The organism is Niabella drilacis (assembly GCF_900101395.1).
Taxonomy (GTDB): domain Bacteria; phylum Bacteroidota; class Bacteroidia; order Chitinophagales; family Chitinophagaceae; genus Niabella; species Niabella drilacis.
In genome coordinates this window covers 1-21554 of record NZ_FMZO01000014.1, presented here as the reverse complement: position 1 = coordinate 21554, position 21554 = coordinate 1, and the positions used below count along the sequence as shown (strand labels likewise).

The window sequence follows — 21554 nt, the reverse complement described above, 5'->3', positions numbered from 1 at the left end:
GTATTAATCTTGTATTATGAAAGCAAGAAATAAAGGCCAAGTCATCATTTATCTGTTCACCAAACAATTGCTAGCAGTTGTTGTGTTTTTATATCTTAGTGTCGGAGCAATTTTTGGTCAGGAATTTGTTCTATCTGGCAAAGGATTCGGTGCCGAAAAAACGGTTTCGTTAAATTTTTACTATGCAACCAGTCCTTTCCCGGAAATTCCGATTACGACTGAAAAAGACGGCACCTTTAAAAAAGTGTTATCCATTCCCTATTCCGTTTTTGCGTTTATTACCTGTGATGGAAAATCGGTACGGCTGTTGCTTTCTCCTGGTAAGCATCTTCAGGTAATAAAAAATGAAGATAGCATTGTTTTTTCAGGCCGAGGCGCAGCGGAGAACCGGATGCTCAGAAACGATATTTTTAAGGAAGCACTTTTTTTCGCAGGGCACGGCGCCGACTGGAAGCAAAACAGATATGCATATGCATCAAAAGATACGATAGAACGCCAGGTGTTTCGCCGGGCAAAAAGGGAGGTAGATAGCGGAGTGGCCATAATAACCGCAAATTCTAAATTATCACCCACAGCGAAAGGCATCCTTATTTCAGAACTGCGGTATTATTATCAGCTACAGCTGTATGAATTTTGCGATAATATTTTACGATGGGCAAAGAATAAGAACAGGGATTATTTTTTAGCACGCGCTTTAAACTGGCTTCCGGTGCCAGACGGTCAACAGGTAAGAGCCTGCAGGCCTGCGAGCTTTATGTTGGCGAACCACTGCCGGAACGCCATTGCAAAAGCCTCAGAAGTACTCCGTACAGATTCTATAAAAGGCCGACGCATTATTGCCGATTTATTTGGGATGACTTTTGACGATATCACAAATAAGGCACAAAATTTAGGTGATAGCTATATTATCTGGAAATACAGCCGTTCTCATTTTAATTTGCCGCAGCAGGAAAAGATTTTAGTTGATATGATCAGCTTTTCAAACAGGCTGGATGATGTCCATGTTACAAAAGCCCTGTTTGATACCCTGCAAAGGCTATACCCCAGGAGCTGCTATGTTCCAACCGTAAAGGCAATGATAACGAACATAGAAGGACGGTTGAGTGTTGGTGCTGCAAATACGAACATTCATATTTATGATACAGAAAAACTAACATCACTCGCAGCACTTACCGGGAAGCATAAAAACAAAATAATCTACCTGGACCTCTGGGGCACCTGGTGCGGCCCTTGCATCAATATAATGAAGCATGTACCAATGGTAAAGAAGTTATTTGCCGGTAAAGATGTTGTATTTGCCTATCTGGCGATGGACGAAGATGATCAGGAAAGCAGGTGGAAGAACTTTATACAAGTCAACACCATTGAAGGCGAGCATTACCGGCTTACCAATGGACAGATACAACAAATTTGGAAAGAATTGGGCAAAGATACCGAGCAGCAATATCCCACTTATGTTTTGTTTGACAAGACCGGAAAGCTGGTAAATACGAATGCGGCCCGACCTGATGAACCGGGTGTATTGAAACAACAAATTGAACAAATTCTGAACGATTAATGTGTACAAAATATGAAAACGAGAAGTATATTCCAGAAAGTGGAGATCCTGATAGCGACCCTGGTGGCGGGCTTTGTTATATTCATGATTGCAACGGACCGGACCTTTCCCCATCAGCAGCGGTTGTTTGAGGATAACAATGTCCCGTATAGTTTTTACACCAACTACCTGCAGCCCTGGATAGTGATCGTGCTGATCTGTTACCTGATATTCCTGTTCCTTACTCAGTATGTGGAAATAAAAACGAAGGGCTTTTTTAAGATCACCCTGCTGATCTGTACTTACCTGCTGCTGGCCATGGTGCTTTCGGTCTGCTTTACCTATACTTTTGCCTGGAGGTACGGAGTGGATTATTATCCAACCCGGAGAGACGTTACCGTATCCTTTTTTTCAGCGGGTTTTGCAGCGGCTGGCCTCTGTTATTTGTTTTACCTGATGTATTTTGGTTTGAAGGCCCTGGCTTTCAGTCCCCTGCTTAAAAAGAAACTGCGGGAAATCAATAGCTCCCGCCTGGTTTCTATCGGGTTGAGCGTTCTTGCCTGGCTTATCATCTTTATTATGCTGGCGAGCAATGATGCCGGGCCTTTTGCGATAATCCTATGGTCGGTGGTACTGCCCTATGCGTTGCTGGTATTGTATATCCATATTTATGTGCTGATCCCCGGCCTGCCGGTAAAAAAGGCATGGAACGGGTATTATTTATCGCGCATCATCCCCACTATACTCCTGGTCAACTTTATTGCTACGGTATTTTGTATGGCAACCATTAATGGCAGCCGTGCTTTTGTAGGCGTATATTTTTTATTGCTGGCATGGACGTGGGTCGTTGTAATTCCGTTATCCTGGTGGATCTACAAGAACCAGAAGGAAAAGCTGGGACTGAAAACAGCGCTGGGATCCTCTGAAGCCAACCTGGGTTTTCTGCGCTCCCAGATCAACCCGCATTTTCTTTTCAATGCGCTCAACACCCTGTATGGAACGGCCTTACAGGAAAATGCCGAACGTACCGGCGAAGGTATCCAGAAGCTGGGGGATATGATGCGTTTTATGCTGCATGAAAATATACAGGACAAGATCCTGCTGGTGCGGGAAGTGGCCTATCTTAATAATTATATCGATCTTCAAAAACTACGTACGGTGAATTCGCCGGATATTGTTATAAAGGTAAAGATTGATGAGCCGGTCTCTGCGCTCCAGATCAGCCCCATGCTACTGATCCCTTTTGTGGAGAACGCTTTTAAACACGGCATCAGCCTGAAAGAGCCGTCCTATATCACTATTGGATTGCATACCCAAAATAACCTGCTGTACTTTGATGTGCAGAACAGCATTCACCTGAAGGCAGAGGGCGACCCGGAAAAGCTAAAAAGCGGCATCGGTCTGCAGAATGTAAAAGAGCGGCTGTTGCTGGAATACCCCGAACGGCATGAGCTGGTGATCCGCCAAACAGCGAAAGATTTTTTTGTACACCTGACAATCAATTTATAAGAATGAAAGAGATTAAAGTACTGTTGCTGCTGCTGTTTGTGATACCGGTGCAGGCACAGTTCCGGCTGAGCGGACGGGTTGAGGGACTGAAAGACCCGGTAATAAAGATACAGGTGCCCTTTGTATATAATTTTTTTGCCCGGGAACTGGTGGTACCCGTAAAGGAAGATGGTCGTTTCGATATACGGTTTCCGCTGGATAAGGAAAAACTGATACGCGTATCCTACGATCAGCAGGCGGCTTTGTTCTATGCCCGGCCGGGCCAATCATTGCAGCTCAGTAACAATATTGCAGGTGGACGCGTACAGCCTGCGGGCGGATCGCTGTTTAAAGAGAACAAAGTGTTGTTTGCTACCGACCCGATGGAGTATCCCGGTTTTTTAACAACGCCGCCACCCAGGGATTCCCTTACAAATAAGGCCCCGGATGAGATCTATACTACCTATATCCGGCCCTGGATGCAGCATGTAGGGGAAAAAACAGCCGCTATTGAAAAGACCCCGCTTTCGCCGCGATTAAAGAAGTTGTTTATACAGGAAGCCCGTTCTGCCGCTTACTGTCGGGCCAGCGAGTTTGCAAGAGATATTATGAAGATGGATCAGCTGCGAGTTTTCTTCAGGTTGCTCTATCAGCCGGTTTCTCCAAAGTCTGGCATTGACCATCCCGGTCCGTTTTATTATTGGTTTGTGAATGACTATATCGGGTACCTGGAATCGGAGGCGATGGGTCATATGAAGGCTTCAGGAAATAAGACCACTGAGCCATTGCGGTATTATAACATTAGCCTGGATAGCGGAACCGTTATGATCCGGAAAATAGGCAAGTCCTATATTAACTGGCTGGCTGTAAAAAATACCAATAGTGCCGATGTTGCAGAAGCTTACCTGGCACAGCAGGTATTTACGATGGCCACCGAAAAAGACCTGAAATATGCAGGAGCCCTTTTGGAAGTCCTGAAAAAGAACTACCCGGCCAGCGTCTATTATCCTTCGTTAAAAAATAGTGTAAAGGAGCTGGAGTTACTGCTGGAGCAGAACCAGCGCAACAGCGCAATACGGATCGTGGCAAACTATGATACCGTATCATCCATTTATGCGGTCATTGATTCGTTAAAAGGCAAAGTGGTATACCTGGATGTGTGGGGCACCTGGTGCACACCCTGTAAACATGAGTTGAAATTTACCCCGCAGTTGAAGCAGCAGTTCAAAGATAAGGATGTGGCCTTTGTGTACCTGGATGTGGATGAGAACGAACGGGATGCTGCCTGGAAAACATTTATTAAAGTAAATGCATTGACCGGGCTCCACCTAAGAAAGACCCGGCAGCAAATGGATGCCTTGTGGAAGGAACTGCTGGCCAATGCAGAAGATAAAAGTGAATATTACCCGCAGTATTTTATTTTTGATAAAACGGGGAAGCTGGCAGTAACAAAGGCAGAGCGGCCCAGTAAAAAGGAAGCACTTTACAAACAGATTGAGTCGGTGTTAAATCAATAAGCCTGTCAGGTTTTAAAACCACGGCCCTAATACCAACGGCTAAAGATTTTTTGTACATTTAACGATCCTGCTGCAATTGAAGTCTATTATTATGAAAGGTTTTTTTTTATTGCTCTTGTTTTGCTTTCCAAAAACTATTTTTTCTCAGCAGGCGATGCCTCTTTCTGTGCAAAAGCTCATAAAGAGAAATGAAGACCCGGTCCTTTTCAAAGATGCCCGGCTTCTGGTCAATTCACTATTTGAAAAGGGGTTCCATAGGTGGAGTAAGGATTCCATTATTAATAGAATGCTTCCGGCAGTGTGGAAGGAGAGGGATTCCATTGCCGGTTTGTATCCAGGAAAAAAAAAGAATATTCAATATTACTACGCCAATAAAATTTCTGCTTTTTCAAATGGCATCAAAAGCAAGCCTCAAAGAGGCGAAGCCTGGAAGGTGCTGGCAGATACTGTTCTTAAAGCAATGCCGCTGCCTGAAATAAATCTGTTATCTTATAGCCCATCGGCGAACCTGTTCCTGGAAAATTATGTTGAAAATGAACTTACTGAACTTTTTCTACAGGCAAGAGAGCAAGGGGAGCTTCTTATTGAGAAAAAATTAGGGTTGCCCATTGATACGATCAAAAAAAGGGCGGAAAAATATGGAGAGATTTTTTTAAGCATTATATATGCGAGGGCCATTCTCCCGGAAAAGCTTTACGAGCGTTACCTGGCCAATCAAACATTAGACAGGACCGGTGATCTTGAGCTGGTTAAGTCGCAGGTCATTTTTGACCAGCTGATAAAAGAATTTCCGGGTAGCCGGCTCCGGAATGTCTGCAAAAGAGAAATTGGTTCATTGGAGGCAGACCTGTCAAAAAGCACAGGTAACAAAAATATCGTCTTTATTAAAAATCCGGACAGCATCAGGTCTTTGGATTCTTTAATTGCACCCTACAAAGGAAAAGTGGTTTACCTGGATATCTGGGGCACCTGGTGTATTCCCTGTGTTGCAGAAATGTCCCGGCATACAAAGCCATTGAAAGATCATTTCAGGAACGCGACCCAATTGGTGTTTTTATACTTAGCAATGGAAAACCCGGGGAACATTGAAAAGTGGAAGGAATTTGTATTGCTTCATAATGTTACGGGTAATCACATTTACAAAACCGATAAGGAAATTGAGCCTTTTTGGATCGGCTTGCTAAACACAAAGGATGTTCCCCGTGCATATCCTGCCTATGCAATATTTGACAGGAATGGCAAGCTGGTTACCTCACAGGCTTACAGGCCCAGTAATGGGGAAGCACTTTACAAACAGATTGAATCGGTGTTAGATGAGTGATGCGCATATAATTAAAATATGCGTATATTTGTGTTATGAAAGTGAGATTTAATACGACCATAGATGCACAACTTCTGGAAGCGGTAAAGATCGTTGCTGTAAAGCAGCAGATGAGTGTATCTCAATTGATTGAAGATTATTTTAGAACCATTGTCCGCCGCAAACCGGCAAGGAAGAAAAACCTGCTGGATATGGTGGATCGTTTAACGCCAAATGAGGCAATAATAAGGCAGAGTATGGAGAAGAGCGCATTTTACGAAGATCAACAGGAAAAGTATGGTTTCTAAAGTCTTTTTTGATGCCAATATCCTGCTGGACTTTACGCTTAAACGGGCAAATTTTGAGTTGGCAAAAAAGCTGTTCGAATATGTTGTAAACGGAAAATTTACTGCTTTTATTACGCCATCCATCCTGCATATAGTTGCTTACTGGCTTACAAAAGCATACGGGAGTGAAAAAACCAAGACCCTTTTACTGGAGTTGTTGGTTGATATAAGAGTTATTGATGCTCCACATGAAATTGCAGTGATGGCGCTAAATTCGAGGTTTGGAGATATCGAGGATGCGTTGCAATATTATACAGCGCTGCATCACGACATGAATGTTTTTGTAAGTGAAGATGCTGGCTTGAAAAAATCAGCCATCAGTAGCCTTCCGGTTTGTACAATAAAAGAGTTTATTCACCTGTTAGAGAGCTAATAGAATAAATTTTACCATGAATGCCATTGCAATAGACGACGAACCCATAGCATTGGAGGTGATCAGGAACCTTGCCGTCAAAGTGCCCTTTATAAAGCTGGAAGCCACCTTCACCAATGCTTTTGAGGCCATTGATCACCTGCAAAAGAATAAGACCGACCTGATCTTCCTGGATATTAAAATGCCGGACATCAGCGGCATTGAATTGTCAAAGAGCCTTGCCAGTCCACCCCTGATCATTTTTACAACGGCATATACGGAGCATGCGGTGGAAGGTTTTGAAGTGAACGCAGTGGACTACCTGCTAAAGCCGTTTTCGCTTGCCCGGTTTATAAAGGCCTGCACCAGGGCGCAGGAGCTGTTTTCCCTGAAGAATGGCAAGGGGGCGGAGCCGGAATTCATTTTTTTAAAGGATGGGTATGAGCAGGTGCGGGTACAGCTGGATGAGATCCTTTATATAGAGGCTGCCGGCAACTATGTGAATGTGATCCTTCACCATAAAAAGATCATGACGCGCATTACCATTAACGAGATCCTGCAATTATTGCCGGCCGACCAGTTTACACGCGTTCATCGCAGCTATATAGTGGCCAGGGATAAGGTGACCAAATTTAATAAACAGTCGGTGTTTATTGACCTGCTGGAGTTCCCCATTGGCAATAGTTATGCATTTGAAGGGTAAGATATTTCCGTATCAATTCCTCTAAGCGGTAAATAACCTGCAACGGGCCGTTTTTTAGCGGCGCATTTTTTACAGATGTCTTTATTTTGCATCATTATTAGCAATAGCTGTCTATGGTGAAGTATTACCCGGTTTCCTATGTACTCAACAAAGTAAAGACGCGTGTTATTCCCGTGCCTCTTTTGTTGTTTTGTACCGGATCCGGGGGCTTTATTTACTGGGCAGATCAAAAGGACCTGTCATTGTTTATTGGGGTCCCTGTTTTTATCCTTACCTGGACCCTGCCTTTCATTGTCGGTTCTTATCTATACAATAAATGGCGTATTTGGGCATATGAGCGGGTTGATGATCTTTTTGAGTTGATCCGCAGGGCCGATTCAGGATTTGGGTCAAAGCTCCGGGTTGTTCCGGGAAAATGGGCCGTAATAGCGGCAAAGGACCGGGCAAAGATCAACAGGATCCTCATCGAACGCGTACGCCAGAAAAGCGTAGTAGTAGATACGGAAGATGATGCTGCCGTTCCGGAAGAAACAATTGTACAGGGATCGAAACAGTATTACCTGGGGCTTGTTGCTTTTGGGATCCTGGTCATTCCGTTTTTTGCGTATATCCGCTATGAAAAGGCGGGCCGTTTCGTTATGGATGCTGCTGCCTGGTTTACGATTGCTATATTTGTTCCGGTCGCTTTATACGGGTGTTTTAAATATTTTAATCCCGTAGTGAAGTTTACACTTTCGGCAATGGGATTCAGCACGCCCAAAAAAGGTTTTTTCCCATGGAATGTCATTCGTAAGATCTATATCGACTATGATCATTTACTGGAAGGCGTGCATTCGGGTCAGCATAAGGAGGAATATCTTGTGGTAAGCCCGGCTGCTGTTCCCGGAGTGGCTGAAGGTGTATCTATTGAGATCCGCCTGAAAAATAATAACTTCCCTCCGGCCGAAATAGAACGCCGCATTAAAATTTATCTTACCCGGTACAACAAAAACGCGATGGCAAAACTGACATTTGGCAAAAAAGCCGTTTAGTGTTTTGCCTGGTAATACAGGGTGCTGCTGTTTTCTTCCCGGAAGATCTTTTGCGCAGTTGCCTGGATATCCTGCGTGGTAACGGCGCTATACCGGTCCAGTTCGGTATTCATCATACCGGCATCGCCCAGCAGCTCATAAAAGGCCAGGCTGTTGGCACGGTTCAGCAGGCTCATATCTTCAAAAGCCATCATGCTTTCTGTTTTATTCTTTACCTTTTGCAACTCTGTTTCCATGATGGGCGCTTCTTTTAAATGCTGAAGGATCTTTTCGATCGCCGCCTCGGCTGTCTTCATGTCCACACCTTTTACCAGCTTTCCTTCAATACAGATAATGCCGGGGTCAATACTACCCATATGATAGCACTGGATGTTTACAAACAGCTGTAGCTCCTTTACCAGCTTTTCAAAAAGGCGCGAAGATTCTCCGCCACCCAGGATATCCGTCAGCAGGTCTGCCACATAATACTCGGGGCTCAGCCTGCCGCCAATATGCCAGCATTTATAAAAGGCATCCAGGGGAACATCTGCCGTAACAGTCTCTCTTCTTGCCTCCGTTTGCGGGAGCTCAGCAGGAACTTCCCTGTTTTTGGGATCACCGGCCGGGATATCGCCAAACCATTTTTCAGACAGGGCTTTTACGGCTTCGGTCGTAATATTGCCGGCCACTACCATTACGGCGTTGCTGGGACGATAATGTTTAAAAAAGAAGCGCTTTACATCCTCCAGTTGGGCATTTTCAATATGCGATAATTCTTTTCCGATAGTCATCCACCGGTAAGGGTGCTGTTTATATGCCAGTTCGCGCATTTTGAACCAGGCATCGCCATAGGGCTTCTCAAGATAGTGTTCCTTAAACTCTTCGCATACCACTTTACGCTGCACTTCCAGGCTTTTTTCGCTAAATGCCAGGGAGAGCATACGGTCGCTTTCCAGCCAAAAAGCGGTTTCTATGTTTTCTTTGGGGATCTGTATATAATAATTGGTAAGGTCGTTGGTCGTATAGGCGTTGTTCTCCCCACCGGCCAGCTGCAGGGGTTCGTCATATTCAGGAATGTTTACCGAACCGCCAAACATCAGGTGTTCAAAGAGGTGCGCAAAGCCTGTTTGGTGTGGTACTTCATCCCTTGCCCCTACATCGTACAAAATATTCATGACCACAGTAGGGGTAGCCTTGTCCTGGTGCACAATCACTCTTAATCCATTCGCTAATGTAAATTTATCAAACTGTATCATTTGGCAAATGTAAGATGAATGCTGTTTTCAGAGGCAAAGAAAAAGCCGCCTCCCGGAGGAGACGGCCGTATTCAGGGTTTACATATAATCATTTTTTCAACAGTCTTACAGAGGTCCTGCGGTCTGCGGCCCTGGCTTCGTCCGAGGCGTTTTCATCTACCTGTGCCAGTTTTTCGCCATAGCCTTCGGCTTCCGGAACCTGGGCGCTCACGCCGGCGGCTTTTAACGCGGCCTGTACTGCTTTGGCCCGGCCATCAGAAAGCTTCAGGTTTGCGGCGTCATCGCCTTTTTTGTCCGTATAGCCACCTACCTTGATCTTTACATCCGGAAATGCCTTTAATATCGCTGCAATATTATCCAGCTGACGTTTGGAGGAGTCGGTCAGTTTTGTGGTGCCAAACTCGAAGTTCAGGTCATCAAAATTGAACCATTTTTCTTTCAATGTGCTGTCGGCTGCTGTTTTGTAGGTGTCGGACTGGATAAACTGTACCAGCTGGTCCTCAATGCCGCCCGGGTACGCCTGCAGTTTTACGCCATCGGGCAGGGTTACTTCCGTAAGTGTTTTTGCTGCAGGAGCTTCCGTAGGCTGGGGTGTTGTTGTAAGTGTGTCTGCAGGTGCAACGGCCGTAGTGTCGGATCCCTCTCCGGGGGTTGCCGTATTGTTGCAACCTTTTCCGAGGAAATACAATAATGCAAGTGCTATAACAGCCAGCAGCAAAAGCGGCAGCAGCCATTTGGCGCCTCCCCCTGCTTTGCGGACTTCCTGGTCTGCGTAGTTATAAGTGGATGCAGCGGTTTCCTGAACATTGGAAACGGTTTGCTGAACTTCTTCGCTGATGGAGTTCAACCCCAGTGCCGCACCCAGGGACCCTAATCCTGAGGGAAGCGCACCGAGGATATGATCTTTCTGAGACCCCAGGAAACTGGAAAATCCACTGGCATTCAGGTTGTTATCGGTAGCATGTTTTCCAAGCAGTCCCAATACAAGCGGAACGATCATGCTTATAAGAGATCCTGAGGAGGATGGCTTGATCCCGGCAAAATGAGCAATGCTGTCGATGACGGAATTGGTTTTATCGCCCAAAAGCCCTTTAAAAAGGCTGGTGCCCTTTGATAAAAGGTCGGCATTGCCAAACAGTGAGCCTATATTGCCCAGGATACCGCTGTTGGAAAAGCCTTTGGCGGTATCCAGCACTTCTGCAGCACCCTGCTCGCCGGAAGTTGCTTTGGAGGCAAATAAACCCAGAACTGCAGGGATAATCCCGGTCACTGCGTTGGAAACGTTTCCTTCGCTTTCGTTCAAAGAGGATCCGGCCTTTGCAATCAGATCCTGGGGAACATAGTTCTTAACAAGATCTACAATGTTGATTGACATAGTTTGCGTTTTTAGTTTGATTAAAAGTCAGCGCATTTTGGCTGGGCGCTACCCAAGTCTATCTAAAAATATGCCATTTTTTGAAAATACGTCTACAACGCCGGTTTCATCCGGAATATAATTATATGGAAAACCGCTATTTTCCTGTCTGAAGTATAGTGTGAAAAAGAAACAAGTATCTTCCAGGTATAAAATAAACAGCAATGCGAAAACACTTTTTTTGGATCCCGGCAGCTGCCTTATTGATGGCACTGGCGCCAAAGCCTGAAAACCGGCTGACGGGCATTTGGGAGCTGCAGCTGGATGGCGCTTCAACCGGTTTGCTGAAGCTGTACAATGCAGATGGTACCACCACCAATATAGGCCTGGGAAATGACGGGTTTGGCATTTCCATGGCAGGGACTTACGAATTACAATCGGCAAACAGTTATCTTGAAAAGACCGTTCGCTCGGGTTTCCCGGAACAGGCCGGTGCGCAGAAACTGGTTCAGTTCAAACTGGCCGGCGACAGCCTGCTCCAGCTTTCCTATAAGATCTCCGGCGAAGCTTTTACAGAGAACTATAAAAAACTGCAGCTGATCACCGGGCAGTGATAGTGTTCCGGTATCATGCGGAAAAGAAAAAGGGCTGTGCCGGGAATTATACCTTTGACACAGCCCTTTTAAAAAAGAACGTTTTATTTATACCACCACGTTCACCATTTTGTTCTTTACAAAAATGATCTTTTTGGGCGGCTTCCCGTCCATCCATTTTTGTACGATCTCATTGTTCAGTACCAGCTGCTCTACGTCCGGCTGGGAGGCTTCAAGGGAGATCGTCATGGTGGTACGCATTTTCCCATTAATAGAAATGGGATACTCCTTATCCGATTCTTTGATATATTTTTCTTCAAATACCGGGAAGGATGCGTCCAGTACGCTGGAATTATTGCCCAAAGCGTGCCACAGCTCTTCCGCAATATGCGGTGCATAGGAAGAGAGCATGGTGAGCACCGGTTCCAGCACCTGTTTTTTATGGCACTTCAGATCGGTAAGCTCATTTACCAGGATCATGAAGGCACTCACACCGGTATTAAAGCTGAACCGTTCGTTATCGTCTTCAATTTTTTTGATGCTCTTGTGCAGTACTTTCAGTTCGGCTGCGGTGGGCGCATCATTTGTCCAGATGGTCGCAAAGCTACCGTCTGCATTTTCCTTATAAAACAGGCGCCATAATTTTTTCAGGAAGCGATGTACGCCTTCAATGCCCTTGGTATCCCAGGGCTTGCTCATTTCCACAGGCCCCAGGAACATTTCATACATGCGGAAGGTATCGGCTCCGTATTTGTTTACCAGGTCGTCCGGGTTTACCGTATTGAACTTGGACTTGGACATTTTTTCTACCTCTGCACCACATATATATTTACCGTCCTCCAGGATAAATGTAGCAGCGGAAAACTCATTGTTGCGCCATTTTACAAAAGCCTCCCGGTTCAGTACGGTACCATCCACAATGTTTACGTCTACATGAATTTTATCCAGTACCTGGCCGTTATAGGTTTCGTCGGCGTCAATCAACCCCTGCGACACAAATTCATTGGTGCCGTTGATCCGGTATACAAAGCGGCTGCTTCCCTGGATCATACCCTGGTTCACCAGCCGTTTAAACGGTTCATCAAAACCGATATAGCCCAGATCGTGCAGGGCCTTGGTCCACATACGGCTGTACAGCAGGTGGCCTACCGCGTGTTCGGTACCGCCAATGTAAAGGTCTACCTGGTTCCAGTAATCGGTAGCGGCACGGCCGGCAAATTCCTGGTCATTTTTGGGATCCATATAACGGAGAAAATACCAGCTGGATCCGGCGTAACCGGGCATGGTATTGGTTTCCAGTTCGCGGGCCACCCATTCCGGGATATTGGCCAGGGGCCCCTCGCCTTCCGGGCCGGGTTTATAGCTGTCTACCGTTGGCAGTTCCAGCGGTAAGGCGGCTGCGTTCATCGGGTAGGCAGTACCCTTTTTCCATTGAATAGGGAACGGCTCACCCCAGTAACGCTGGCGGCTGAAGGCTGCATCCCGCATCTTATAATTCACCTTACGGGTCCCGATGCCCTTTTCTTCAATGGCTCTGATCACCGTTTCCATGGCTTCCCGCATGGGTACACCATTTAAAAAACCGGAGTTTTCCAGCACGGCATCCTTGGTGGCATTGGCTTCTTCCCCGTTAAAATGACTGCCGATGATATTGGTAATGGGGATATCAAAATGTTTGGCAAATTTAAAATCGCGCTCATCACCGCAGGGCACGGCCATAATGGCCCCGGTACCATATCCGGCCAGCACGTACTCACTGATCCAGATGGGGATCTGGCGACCATCGAAGGGGTTTATGGCATAGGCACCGGTAAATACACCGCTGATCTTTTTCTCTGCCATCCGTTCCCGCTCGCTCCGGCTTTTTACATAGGCGATGTATTCGTCCACAGCGGCAGCCTGCTCCGGTGTTTTGATCTGGTCCACCAGTTCCAGCTCCGGTGCAATCACCATAAAGTCCACCCCAAAAATAGTATCCGGGCGGGTAGTATATACGGTTAATGAGAATTGGGAATTGAGAATTGAGAATTTGATTTCAGCACCGCTGGATTTGCCGATCCAGTTGCTTTGCATTTCCTTCATGGCTTCGCTGAAATCCACGCGTTGCAGGCCCTCCAGCAGGCGGTCCGCATATTCGGTAATGCGCAGGTACCATTGGCGCAGCTTCTTTTTCACCACCGGGTAACTTCCACGTTCGCTTACACCGTTCACAACTTCGTCGTTTGCCAGTACTGTGCCCAGGGCTTCGCACCAGTTCACTTCGCCATAACCACAATAAGCCAGGCGGTATTCCATCAGGATGTCCAACTTTTGGGCTTCACTATAAGATTTCCATTCATCTGCAGTAAAGCTGAATGCAGGGGGCTTAACGCCGGGTGCTGCCGAACCATGCTGCTCAAATAAAGCTACCAGGTTGTGGATGGGCATTGCTTTTTGCTGCTGCCGGTCGAAATAGCTTTCAAATAACTGCAAAAAAATCCACTGGGTCCATTTATAATACTGCGGATCGCTGGTGCGCACTTCCCGGCTCCAGTCAAAACCAAAGCCGATATTATCCAGCTGTTTCCGGAACGTGCTGATATTTTTGTCAGTGGAAACGGCCGGGTGAATGCCATTCTCAAGCGCATATTGTTCCGCCGGAAGGCCAAACGCATCATAACCCATCGGATGCAGTACGTTAAATCCCTTCAGCCGTTTATAACGGGCATAAATGTCGCTGGCGATATAGCCCAGGGGGTGCCCCACATGCAGCCCGGCCCCGCTGGGGTAGGGAAACATGTCCAGGACATAATATTTAGGTTTGCTACTCTTATTGGAAACGGTGTACGTGCCGTTTTCTGCCCAAAAGTGTTGCCACTTTTTCTCTATTTCATTAAAGTTATACTCCATAATCCTTGTATTGGTCTGGTCCCCTCCTTTAGCGTGTGAAAAGGATTTGATGCTTCATTTTCAACAAAAAAATCAGGAAACCTGGCTTGGGGGGCAAATTTAAGCATTGTATTTTCAAAAAAACCGGTCCGGCTGGTATTTTGAAGGCAAAGACGCCAATTTCCGCCCCGCGGTTTTCTATAAAAATTAATTAAATGAGGACAGATTTACTGCTTCCAAACCGGGCATTGCTGATAATATATTATATTGCAACCCTAAAATTGTCAGCATATGGCCGCTTCAACAAATGGTGCATCTTCAATGTTCTCAAAATCCAATTATACCTGGATGCTGATCGGGGCGCTGGTTATCGCCCTGGGTATGTTCTTAATGTCGGGTGGCAAAAGCAGTGACCCGAATGTGTTTAATAAAGATGCGGTATACAGTACCACACGTATCACTATTGCGCCGATCATTATTTTTATCGGCCTGGCTATAGAAGTATATGCTATTTTCAAGAAATCAGCTTCTGAAAAAAAATAAAGAGGTTTCAATAAAAGAAATGGTAAGGCGGCTACTTTTGTGTCGCCTTATTTTTTAAAGACCGATTATGAGCATTATCCAGGCTATTATTATTGCGATCGTTGAAGGTATTACCGAGTACCTCCCCATTTCTTCCACCGGGCATATGATCATTACCAGTTCCTTTATGGGAATTGAAAAAGAGGAGTTTACGAAGCTGTTTGAGGTAGCTATCCAGCTGGGGGCCATCCTTGCAGTGGTGGTGCTCTACTGGCGCCGGTTCTTTCCGGCAAAGGCGGCGGGTGGCATTAACTGGTCGTTCTATTTTAAACTCATTGTGGGGGTTATTCCCGCACTGGTGCTGGGGTATTTGTTTGCTGATAAGATTGATGAGCTGCTGGAAAGCCCCACAGTGGTGGCCACCACACTGCTGATCGGTGGGTTTGTGTTATTGTTTATTGACAAAATGTTTAACCATCCAACGGTAAAAACCGTGGACCAGATCTCTTATCCCAGGGCATTTCTTACCGGTTTATGGCAGGTGGTGGCCATGATCCCCGGTGTGAGCCGCAGTGCGGCTTCTATTATTGGCGGTATGCAACAGAAAATGACCCGCAATATTGCCGCTGAGTTTTCCTTTTTCCTGGCTGTGCCCACCATGGCTGCGGCTACTCTTTATTCATTGTTCCTGAAAAAATGGAACCAGGGTGGTGTAACCCAAAAAGGGTATGAGCTGATCCTGGCTTCAAAAGAGAATACCATTGCTTTTATTGTGGGTAATGTAGTGGCCTTTGTAGTAGCCATTCTGGCGATCAGATTTTTTATTGATTTCCTGAAAAAATACGGGTTTAAGGCCTTTGGCTGGTACCGGATCATTGCCGGGGCGGTATTGCTGGTAATGATTTATAAGGGGGTGATTGCTTAAATGCAGTTTCAGGTTCCGCGCTCCAAAAGCTGGTAGTTTTCAAAAAAACAGAAAAGCGATACAGTACTTTTTAAGCCCATTACTTACGGGTTTGCTCAATTCAAAGTAGCTTTGCGCGTTCACTATTGACTATTCACAATTCACATCATGTATACATACGAATCCAGCAGATCCTTATTTGAACGCGCACAAAAGAGTATTCCGGGTGGTGTTAATTCACCCGTTCGGGCTTTTAAAAGTGTGGGTGGCACGCCTGTGTTTTTTGAGAAAGCAACAGGTGCGTACCTGTACGATGTGCAGGGCCAACGGTATATCGATTATATTGCTTCCTGGGGCCCCATGATCCTGGGGCATGGTTATGAGCCGGTGATAAAGGCCGTTCAACAGCAGGTAGAGAAAGCCACCTCATTTGGAGCGCCTACAGAGCTGGAAATTGAGATGGCGGAGCTGATCAAATCCATGGTGCCCAATGTAGATCTGATCCGTATGGTGAACAGTGGCACCGAGGCCTGCATGAGTGCACTGCGGGTAGCCCGGGGCTATACCGGCCGTAATAAATTCATAAAGTTTGAAGGCTGTTATCACGGCCATGCCGATCCCTTCCTGGTAAAGGCGGGCAGCGGGGTGGCTACTTTTAATATTCAAACCGTGCCCGGTATTACCGCCGGTGCAGCTAATGACACGCTTACCTGCGCGTATAATGACCTGGCAGCCGTTGAACAACTGGTTGCCAGCCACAGAGGTGAAATTGCAGCCATTATTGTGGAGCCAGTAGCCGGCAATATGGGTTGTATCATTCCGGAACCAGGTTTCCTGGAAGGACTGCGCCGTATTTGTGATGAAGAACAGATGATCCTGATCTTTGATGAGGTTATGAACGGGTTTCGCCTGGCTTTGGGCGGTGCACAGGAACGTTTGGGCATTGATGCGGACCTGGTAACATATGGCAAAGTGATCGGAGCTGGCATGCCGGTTGGTGCTTTTGGAGGCAAACAACACATTATGGAAATGGTGGCCCCCCTGGGTGGCGTTTACCAGGCCGGAACACTGAGCGGTAACCCGGTGGCGATGACGGCTGGTCTAACCTTACTTAAAGTGCTAAAGGAACACCCGGAGTTACTGGCGGAATTGGATGAAAAAACGACCTACCTGAAGAACGGACTGGATAGAGTACTGCAAGCCTGGGGACAGCCCTATGTGATCAACCAGTTGGGCAGCATGCTCAGTGTTCATTTTTCCGGTCAGCCGGTGGTAAATTTTGCAACAGCAGCAGCAGCAGATAATGCACGGTTTAACCGGTTTTTTCATGCGTTGCTGAAACGGGGTATTTACCTGCCGCCTTCTGCTTTTGAAAGCTGGTTTTTGAATAACGCACTAACGAAGGAAGATCTTGATCAAACCATACAGGCCGTAAAAGAGAGCCTGGATGAGCTTTAAGAGAGCCTGATCTTCGAGACCTGAAGTCTCGAAAAATAACACATTATTTTACTTCGTGTTAAACCCGATCCGTTGGCGATTATCCCATTTTTTCTGGGCGGCTTTTTCGTCCAGTAAATTTTCAATAGCATCATAAATAGCAGAAAGCTGCGCATCGTGGCCGGTAATGCGCTCCTGGATCTGCGTCAGCTGTTCCGCCAGGTCGCTCTGCTGCAGCATGATCCTCCTGATCTCCACAAATGCCCTCATAATGGCGATGTTCATTTGAATGGCTTTGTCACTGTTCAGTAGGCCGCTTAGCATGGCCACTCCCTGCTCTGTAAATGCATAAGGCTGTGCGGTTTTAGGACGTTTCCCGGGATATGTCATCACAAATTGTGATGACATATCTGTAACTTGCTGATATTCATCGTCATATAATTTGTCGATTTCCTGCCTTAGTACAGCAAATTCCTGTCGGGTCAATTGAAACATAAAATCAGCCGGAAACCGTTTACTGTTTCTTTTTACGGTCTGGTTCAATGTTCTTGTTTCCACTTCATAAAGGACAGCAAGATCAAAATCGAGGATCACGCGTTCGCCACGGATCTCGTAAATACGGTTTTGGATACTGCGGATGATTTGCATAGGTTGACTATTTTATGGCATAAAGGTATATGAATTATTTTTAAGATGTTTGTTGGGCCTGGACTTCCTGCAGCCAGGTTTATATCCTTACAGTTCTGCCACTGTATCTTTGTTTTATCAACATTTAAATCCAATTTCCCAAAGGGTATGCCTGTTATTAAACTGGAAACATTAGTCAGTGCCGATCCGGAAACCTGCTTCGATCTGTCCCGGAGCATTGACCTGCACCGTTTTTCAACTGTCCAAACCGGGGAGCGCGCTATTGCGGGGAAAACCAGCGGACTTATTGAGGCCGGGGAAACGGTAACCTGGCAGGCCCGGCATTTTGGTGTACGCCAGAAGCTGACCTCAAAAATTACGGCGTATCAGCGGCCCGTTCATTTCAGGGATGAGCAACAGCGTGGGGCCTTTAGGTTTATGAAGCATGATCACTATTTCAGTGCGGTAGAAGCCGGAACTTTAATAAAGGATGTGTTTGAGTTTCAATCGCCACTGGGCGTGCTGGGACGGCTGACGGATGCGATCATTATGAGGCGTTATCTTACCCGGTTTTTGACAAAGCGCAACCGGGTAATAAAAGATATTGCAGAATCCGGGATGGGCGCCTGCCTGGTAGCGGCAGAGCGTAACCCATACATACTGGAACGGGCCGGTGCTTTTTCTTATACACATGATGGGTTCATACAGGAGGAAGCATTGCTGCGTGCCTGTTATGCATGGGCGGATGTGGAAACGATCTTTGCTTACAAGCAAGACCTGTTGACAACGGATGAGGTTTGCCTGGATCTGTTTACGAGGAACGGGATGCGTGTTTTTATCAGTGAGTCCTGTTCCGGCTGGGACCGGTTCCTGCAGAAACTGTCGGAGCAATTCCCATCGTTGTCCGAAGGCTGGGAGTGGGAGGTAGCGCAGCCCCCTTTTAAAACAAATCTCGCATTACTGTTTGATCGTAGAGGGCGAACTTTGACGCAGGCGGAAACGGACTGCTATGGGGGTGCTCACAAGCCATAGCGAAGCTATTTACCGGTTTTTTTTCAATGGTCGCCGGGCGGGACCGGCAATGTCAGAAAAGTTCCGGAAGTTTTAATTATCTTTATCATCAAGATAATTAATTGTAAAGATATATGCAGCCATCAGCAACAGAAGATTTTAGCGAACTGGGAAGGGAGCTCTCCGATGCAACCATCCTTATGCACGAGGCCATCGCCCGCAGCGCGGGTTTAACAGGCGTGGATCATAAGTACCTTAGTCTGATCCTCCGGCAGGGGCCGCTTACCGCAGGGGAGCTGTCTAACCATACCGGACTAACCACCGGCGCGGTAACCGCCATGATCGACCGGCTGGAAGCGCAGCAGCTGGTAAGCCGGGAGTTTGACAAAACAGATCGCAGGAAAGTGTTGATCGTTGCCAATAAAGCCAAAGCAAAAAAACTGTTTGAGCGCTCTAACCAGCGGTTGAAAACGGAGGTTGAAAAACTGATCTCCACCTACAGCAAGAAGGATGTGCAGCTGATTGCCGGTTATCTCCGCGCATCCGTCGGGATCATGAAGGCCTTTACCAACGAACTCAACAACAATGCTAAATAAAAAAACAGTACATCATGGCAAACGTTAATATAGAATACCTGTCAAGGGCGGAAGGCTGGTTATTGGTAACCATCCTGGCTTATTTTTTACTGAACGGGGCGCAGCTTTTTGAAACAGCGGTGCTGGTTCCCAAATGGACGGCCGCCCCGCCGCAATCCCTCCAGTACTTTAAGGCGCCATATGGGGCCGACCTTAAAACCTTCTGGATCATTGCCCATTCCATACATGAAATAACCTTCATCCTGGCCATGGTGTTCTGCTGGAAAATCGATCCGGTAAGGAACGGGCTCCTGGTGCTGTTTGCCGTACATATTGCATTGCGGGTATGGACCCTTGCATATTTTGCTCCCAATATCATCGAGTTCCAGGCCATCGCCAACGGCAAATCCTTTAGCGCCGACCTGCTGAGCCGGGCAAGGCAATGGCGCACTTTAAACTATATCCGTGTGGGTGTTTTTATAGCCGTGTCAGTTGGGTTGATCCCCTTGCTGGTAAAGCTGGCAGGGGTAAAGAACGGGTAAGCTGTTTTATGGCCCGGCTTCAGCGCTTTTGGCGGCTTCGTTGTGTCACTCACTTCAGCACCTCAATACGGGTATTGTTGTCCGCAGGACGCGCGGGGCGATCTGCTCCAACAATGAATAAATGCCTTCGCTATGGCCGGCATGACGGAACAAGGAATATGCGCATTGCAGCCGGGTTATGGTTATAATAAGAGCATATATTTTCGTCATACTGACCGATCTCGCCACAAGCGGAAAGCGGGGAATTCCGGAAGCAAACCAAAGTGATCCTCCGGCTTCGTTACACTCCGCCCGGGATAACGGAAGAAAAGCGATGTACATAACCGCAAAATTACCGGCCGGGTACGGATACGCTCTTTGGTCACCTCCGCCAAAAGCGGAGGCGTAGCGAGGTCTACCGTATTGCAGCGGCTTTTTGCGTTACGGATGTTCTGAATAAATCCTTTTCTTTGCCTGCATATGCAACCCCCTTTTATATCGAAATCCTTTGCAATAGGCGATCACCACCTGGAAATTTGTATGCCTCCACCGGAGTTTGTGCAGCAGGCGTATAAGGACAATAAAAACGCCGCATACTGGGCACAGGTATGGCCTGCTGCGATAGGGTTGAGTATGTTTTTACAGCAACACCAGGAATATATTGCGGATCAGCGGGTGCTGGAGCTGGCGGCCGGTCTGGGCCTGCCGGGTTTATATGCCGCATCCGTTGCCAAAGAGGTAACCATCAGCGATAAAGAGGTTCTTGCATCAGCTTATGTAAAAAGATCGGCGGCGCAGCTACAACTAAACAATGTAACCGCCACAACCCTGGACTGGAAAGATGCCATTGCACAACCATGGCCGGATGTGGTGTTGCTCAGCGATGTAAACTATGAGCCGGAGGTATTTGCTGAACTCAAGAAAGTAATTGACCATTTCCTGCAGCATAAGGTTACCGTTATCATCAGCACCCCCCAGCGGCTGGTGGCGAAACCGTTCATTATTACATTGCTGCCCTGCGCCAGGCAACAGTGGAACAGTACTGTAACGCTTAATGATGTGGACACGGAGGTGAGTGTTTTTGTGCTTCGACAGGCTCAGCACGACAAGCTCGGTACGTCAAGCTCGCTATGAAAAGTGCATCATACTGGCCTTTCACGTCCCCCTGAGCCTGACGAAGGGTGATCTGACGAAGGATCCCCGTATTGGGTATAGTTCCTTGATAATAGCTTCAGGGTATCCCAGTCGGACCGCATCAGGGCCTCCTTCTTTTTCCGCGACCAGCCTTTGATCTGTTTTTCAAAAGCAATGGCACTTCTTACATTATGAAAGCATTCATAATAAACCAAGGTTACCGGTCTTCTTGAGGAGGTGTAGCTGCCTTCGTAGTATCCGCTTTCATGTTGACGCAGCCTTTGCTCCAGGTTGCTGGTAATGCCAGTGTAATAAGAATTGTCAGAGCATTTCAGGATGTAGACATAGTAGCGTTTCATGGTATTTGAAGTTATGGTTTATGTTAATGGTGTTCGTGCTTCGCCAAGCTCAGCACGTCAAGCTCAGCACGTCAAGCTCAGCACGTCAAGCTCAGCACGTCAAGCTCAGCACGTCAAGCTCAGCACGTCAAGCTCAGCA

Annotated in this window: 21 protein-coding genes; 16 read left to right on the top strand and 5 right to left on the bottom strand. The window is 46.8% G+C overall.

The genetic code is table 11. The features are described 5' to 3' along the window. Nucleotides 1-16 precede the first annotated feature (16 nt). From BLS44_RS19940 to BLS44_RS19905, 8 genes are all read left to right on the top strand, one after another. Nucleotides 17-1558, top strand: a complete 1542-nt coding sequence (locus BLS44_RS19940) for a TlpA family protein disulfide reductase (RefSeq protein ID WP_090392002.1) — start codon at nt 17-19, stop codon at nt 1556-1558. A gap of 12 nt (nt 1559-1570) precedes the next feature. Continuing rightward, complete coding sequence (locus BLS44_RS19935; RefSeq protein WP_090392001.1) at nt 1571-3046, top strand: sensor histidine kinase; 1476 nt, start codon at nt 1571-1573, stop codon at nt 3044-3046. 2 nt (nt 3047-3048) lie between these two features. Beyond that, nucleotides 3049-4542 carry a TlpA family protein disulfide reductase gene (locus tag BLS44_RS19930; protein WP_090392000.1) on the top strand — a complete coding sequence of 498 codons (1494 nt, stop codon included), beginning with the start codon at nt 3049-3051 and terminating at the stop codon, nt 4540-4542. A 298-nt stretch (nt 4543-4840) separates the two neighbouring features. Then, the gene (locus tag BLS44_RS19925) at nt 4841-5863 is read left to right on the top strand and encodes a TlpA family protein disulfide reductase (protein ID WP_143019862.1); all 1023 of its coding nucleotides are present in this window, start codon (nt 4841-4843) and stop codon (nt 5861-5863) included. 35 nt (nt 5864-5898) lie between these two features. Next, entirely contained in the window at nt 5899-6150 is a 252-nt protein-coding gene (locus BLS44_RS19920) for a DUF6364 family protein (protein ID WP_090391998.1), read from the top strand. Further along, entirely contained in the window at nt 6140-6562 is a 423-nt protein-coding gene (locus BLS44_RS19915; RefSeq protein ID WP_090391997.1) for a type II toxin-antitoxin system VapC family toxin, read from the top strand. The genes BLS44_RS19920 and BLS44_RS19915 overlap by 11 nt, the downstream gene beginning before the upstream one ends. Nucleotides 6563-6578: 16 nt before the next feature. Then, nucleotides 6579-7244, top strand: a complete 666-nt coding sequence (locus BLS44_RS19910) for a LytR/AlgR family response regulator transcription factor (protein WP_090391996.1) — start codon at nt 6579-6581, stop codon at nt 7242-7244. A 113-nt stretch (nt 7245-7357) separates the two neighbouring features. After that, nucleotides 7358-8275: a hypothetical protein gene (locus tag BLS44_RS19905; RefSeq protein WP_090391995.1), complete on the top strand. Its 918-nt coding sequence runs from the start codon at nt 7358-7360 to the stop codon at nt 8273-8275. On the opposite strand, the gene BLS44_RS19900 is transcribed toward BLS44_RS19905, so the two are convergent. Both BLS44_RS19900 and BLS44_RS19895 read right to left on the bottom strand, forming a co-directional pair. Next, nucleotides 8272-9510, bottom strand: coding sequence for a M16 family metallopeptidase (locus tag BLS44_RS19900; RefSeq protein WP_090391994.1), 1239 nt, complete (start codon nt 9508-9510; stop codon nt 8272-8274). The genes BLS44_RS19905 and BLS44_RS19900 overlap by 4 nt on opposite strands. 88 nt (nt 9511-9598) lie before the next feature. Continuing rightward, complete coding sequence (locus BLS44_RS19895; protein WP_090391993.1) at nt 9599-10885, bottom strand: OmpA family protein; 1287 nt, start codon at nt 10883-10885, stop codon at nt 9599-9601. Between the two features lie 203 nt (nt 10886-11088). On the opposite strand from BLS44_RS19895, the gene BLS44_RS19890 reads away from it, so the two are divergent. Beyond that, entirely contained in the window at nt 11089-11478 is a 390-nt protein-coding gene (locus BLS44_RS19890; RefSeq protein ID WP_090391992.1) for a DUF4488 domain-containing protein, read from the top strand. 87 nt (nt 11479-11565) lie between these two features. Here BLS44_RS19890 and leuS read toward each other — a convergent pair whose 3' ends face one another. Then, entirely contained in the window at nt 11566-14346 is a 2781-nt protein-coding gene (gene leuS, locus BLS44_RS19885) for a leucine--tRNA ligase (protein WP_090391991.1), read from the bottom strand. Nucleotides 14347-14616: 270 nt separating this feature from the next. Here leuS and BLS44_RS19880 point away from each other — a divergent pair, with 270 nt between their 5' ends. From BLS44_RS19880 to hemL, 3 genes are all read left to right on the top strand, one after another. Next, complete coding sequence (locus BLS44_RS19880; RefSeq protein ID WP_090391990.1) at nt 14617-14868, top strand: DUF3098 domain-containing protein; 252 nt, start codon at nt 14617-14619, stop codon at nt 14866-14868. 67 nt (nt 14869-14935) lie between these two features. Continuing rightward, on the top strand, nt 14936-15772 hold the full coding sequence (locus BLS44_RS19875) for an undecaprenyl-diphosphate phosphatase (RefSeq protein WP_090391989.1): 837 nt from the start codon (nt 14936-14938) through the stop codon (nt 15770-15772). Nucleotides 15773-15919: 147 nt separating this feature from the next. Beyond that, entirely contained in the window at nt 15920-17209 is a 1290-nt protein-coding gene (gene hemL / locus BLS44_RS19870) for a glutamate-1-semialdehyde 2,1-aminomutase (protein ID WP_090391988.1), read from the top strand. A gap of 48 nt (nt 17210-17257) precedes the next feature. On the opposite strand, the gene BLS44_RS19865 is transcribed toward hemL, so the two are convergent. Beyond that, a complete protein-coding gene (locus BLS44_RS19865; protein WP_090391987.1) occupies nt 17258-17836 on the bottom strand; it encodes an ORF6N domain-containing protein in 579 nt (192 codons plus the stop codon). Between the two features lie 147 nt (nt 17837-17983). Between BLS44_RS19865 and BLS44_RS26840 the strand changes: the two genes are divergently transcribed. The 4 genes from BLS44_RS26840 (at nt 17984) to BLS44_RS19840 (ending at nt 21056) form a co-directional block, all read left to right on the top strand. Next, nucleotides 17984-18847 carry an SRPBCC family protein gene (locus tag BLS44_RS26840; protein WP_218127792.1) on the top strand — a complete coding sequence of 288 codons (864 nt, stop codon included), beginning with the start codon at nt 17984-17986 and terminating at the stop codon, nt 18845-18847. A 113-nt stretch (nt 18848-18960) separates the two neighbouring features. Continuing rightward, nucleotides 18961-19422, top strand: coding sequence for a MarR family winged helix-turn-helix transcriptional regulator (locus BLS44_RS19855; protein ID WP_090391986.1), 462 nt, complete (start codon nt 18961-18963; stop codon nt 19420-19422). A 14-nt stretch (nt 19423-19436) separates the two neighbouring features. Continuing rightward, nucleotides 19437-19943 (top strand): transposase, encoded by a 507-nt coding sequence (locus tag BLS44_RS19850; protein WP_090391985.1) that lies wholly within the window; start codon nt 19437-19439, stop codon nt 19941-19943. A gap of 459 nt (nt 19944-20402) precedes the next feature. Then, entirely contained in the window at nt 20403-21056 is a 654-nt protein-coding gene (locus tag BLS44_RS19840) for a class I SAM-dependent methyltransferase (RefSeq protein ID WP_090391983.1), read from the top strand. Nucleotides 21057-21064: 8 nt separating this feature from the next. Here the strand turns inward: BLS44_RS19840 and BLS44_RS19835 are convergent, their stop codons facing one another. Next, a complete protein-coding gene (locus tag BLS44_RS19835; protein WP_090391982.1) occupies nt 21065-21415 on the bottom strand; it encodes a GIY-YIG nuclease family protein in 351 nt (116 codons plus the stop codon). Nucleotides 21416-21554 lie beyond the last annotated feature (139 nt).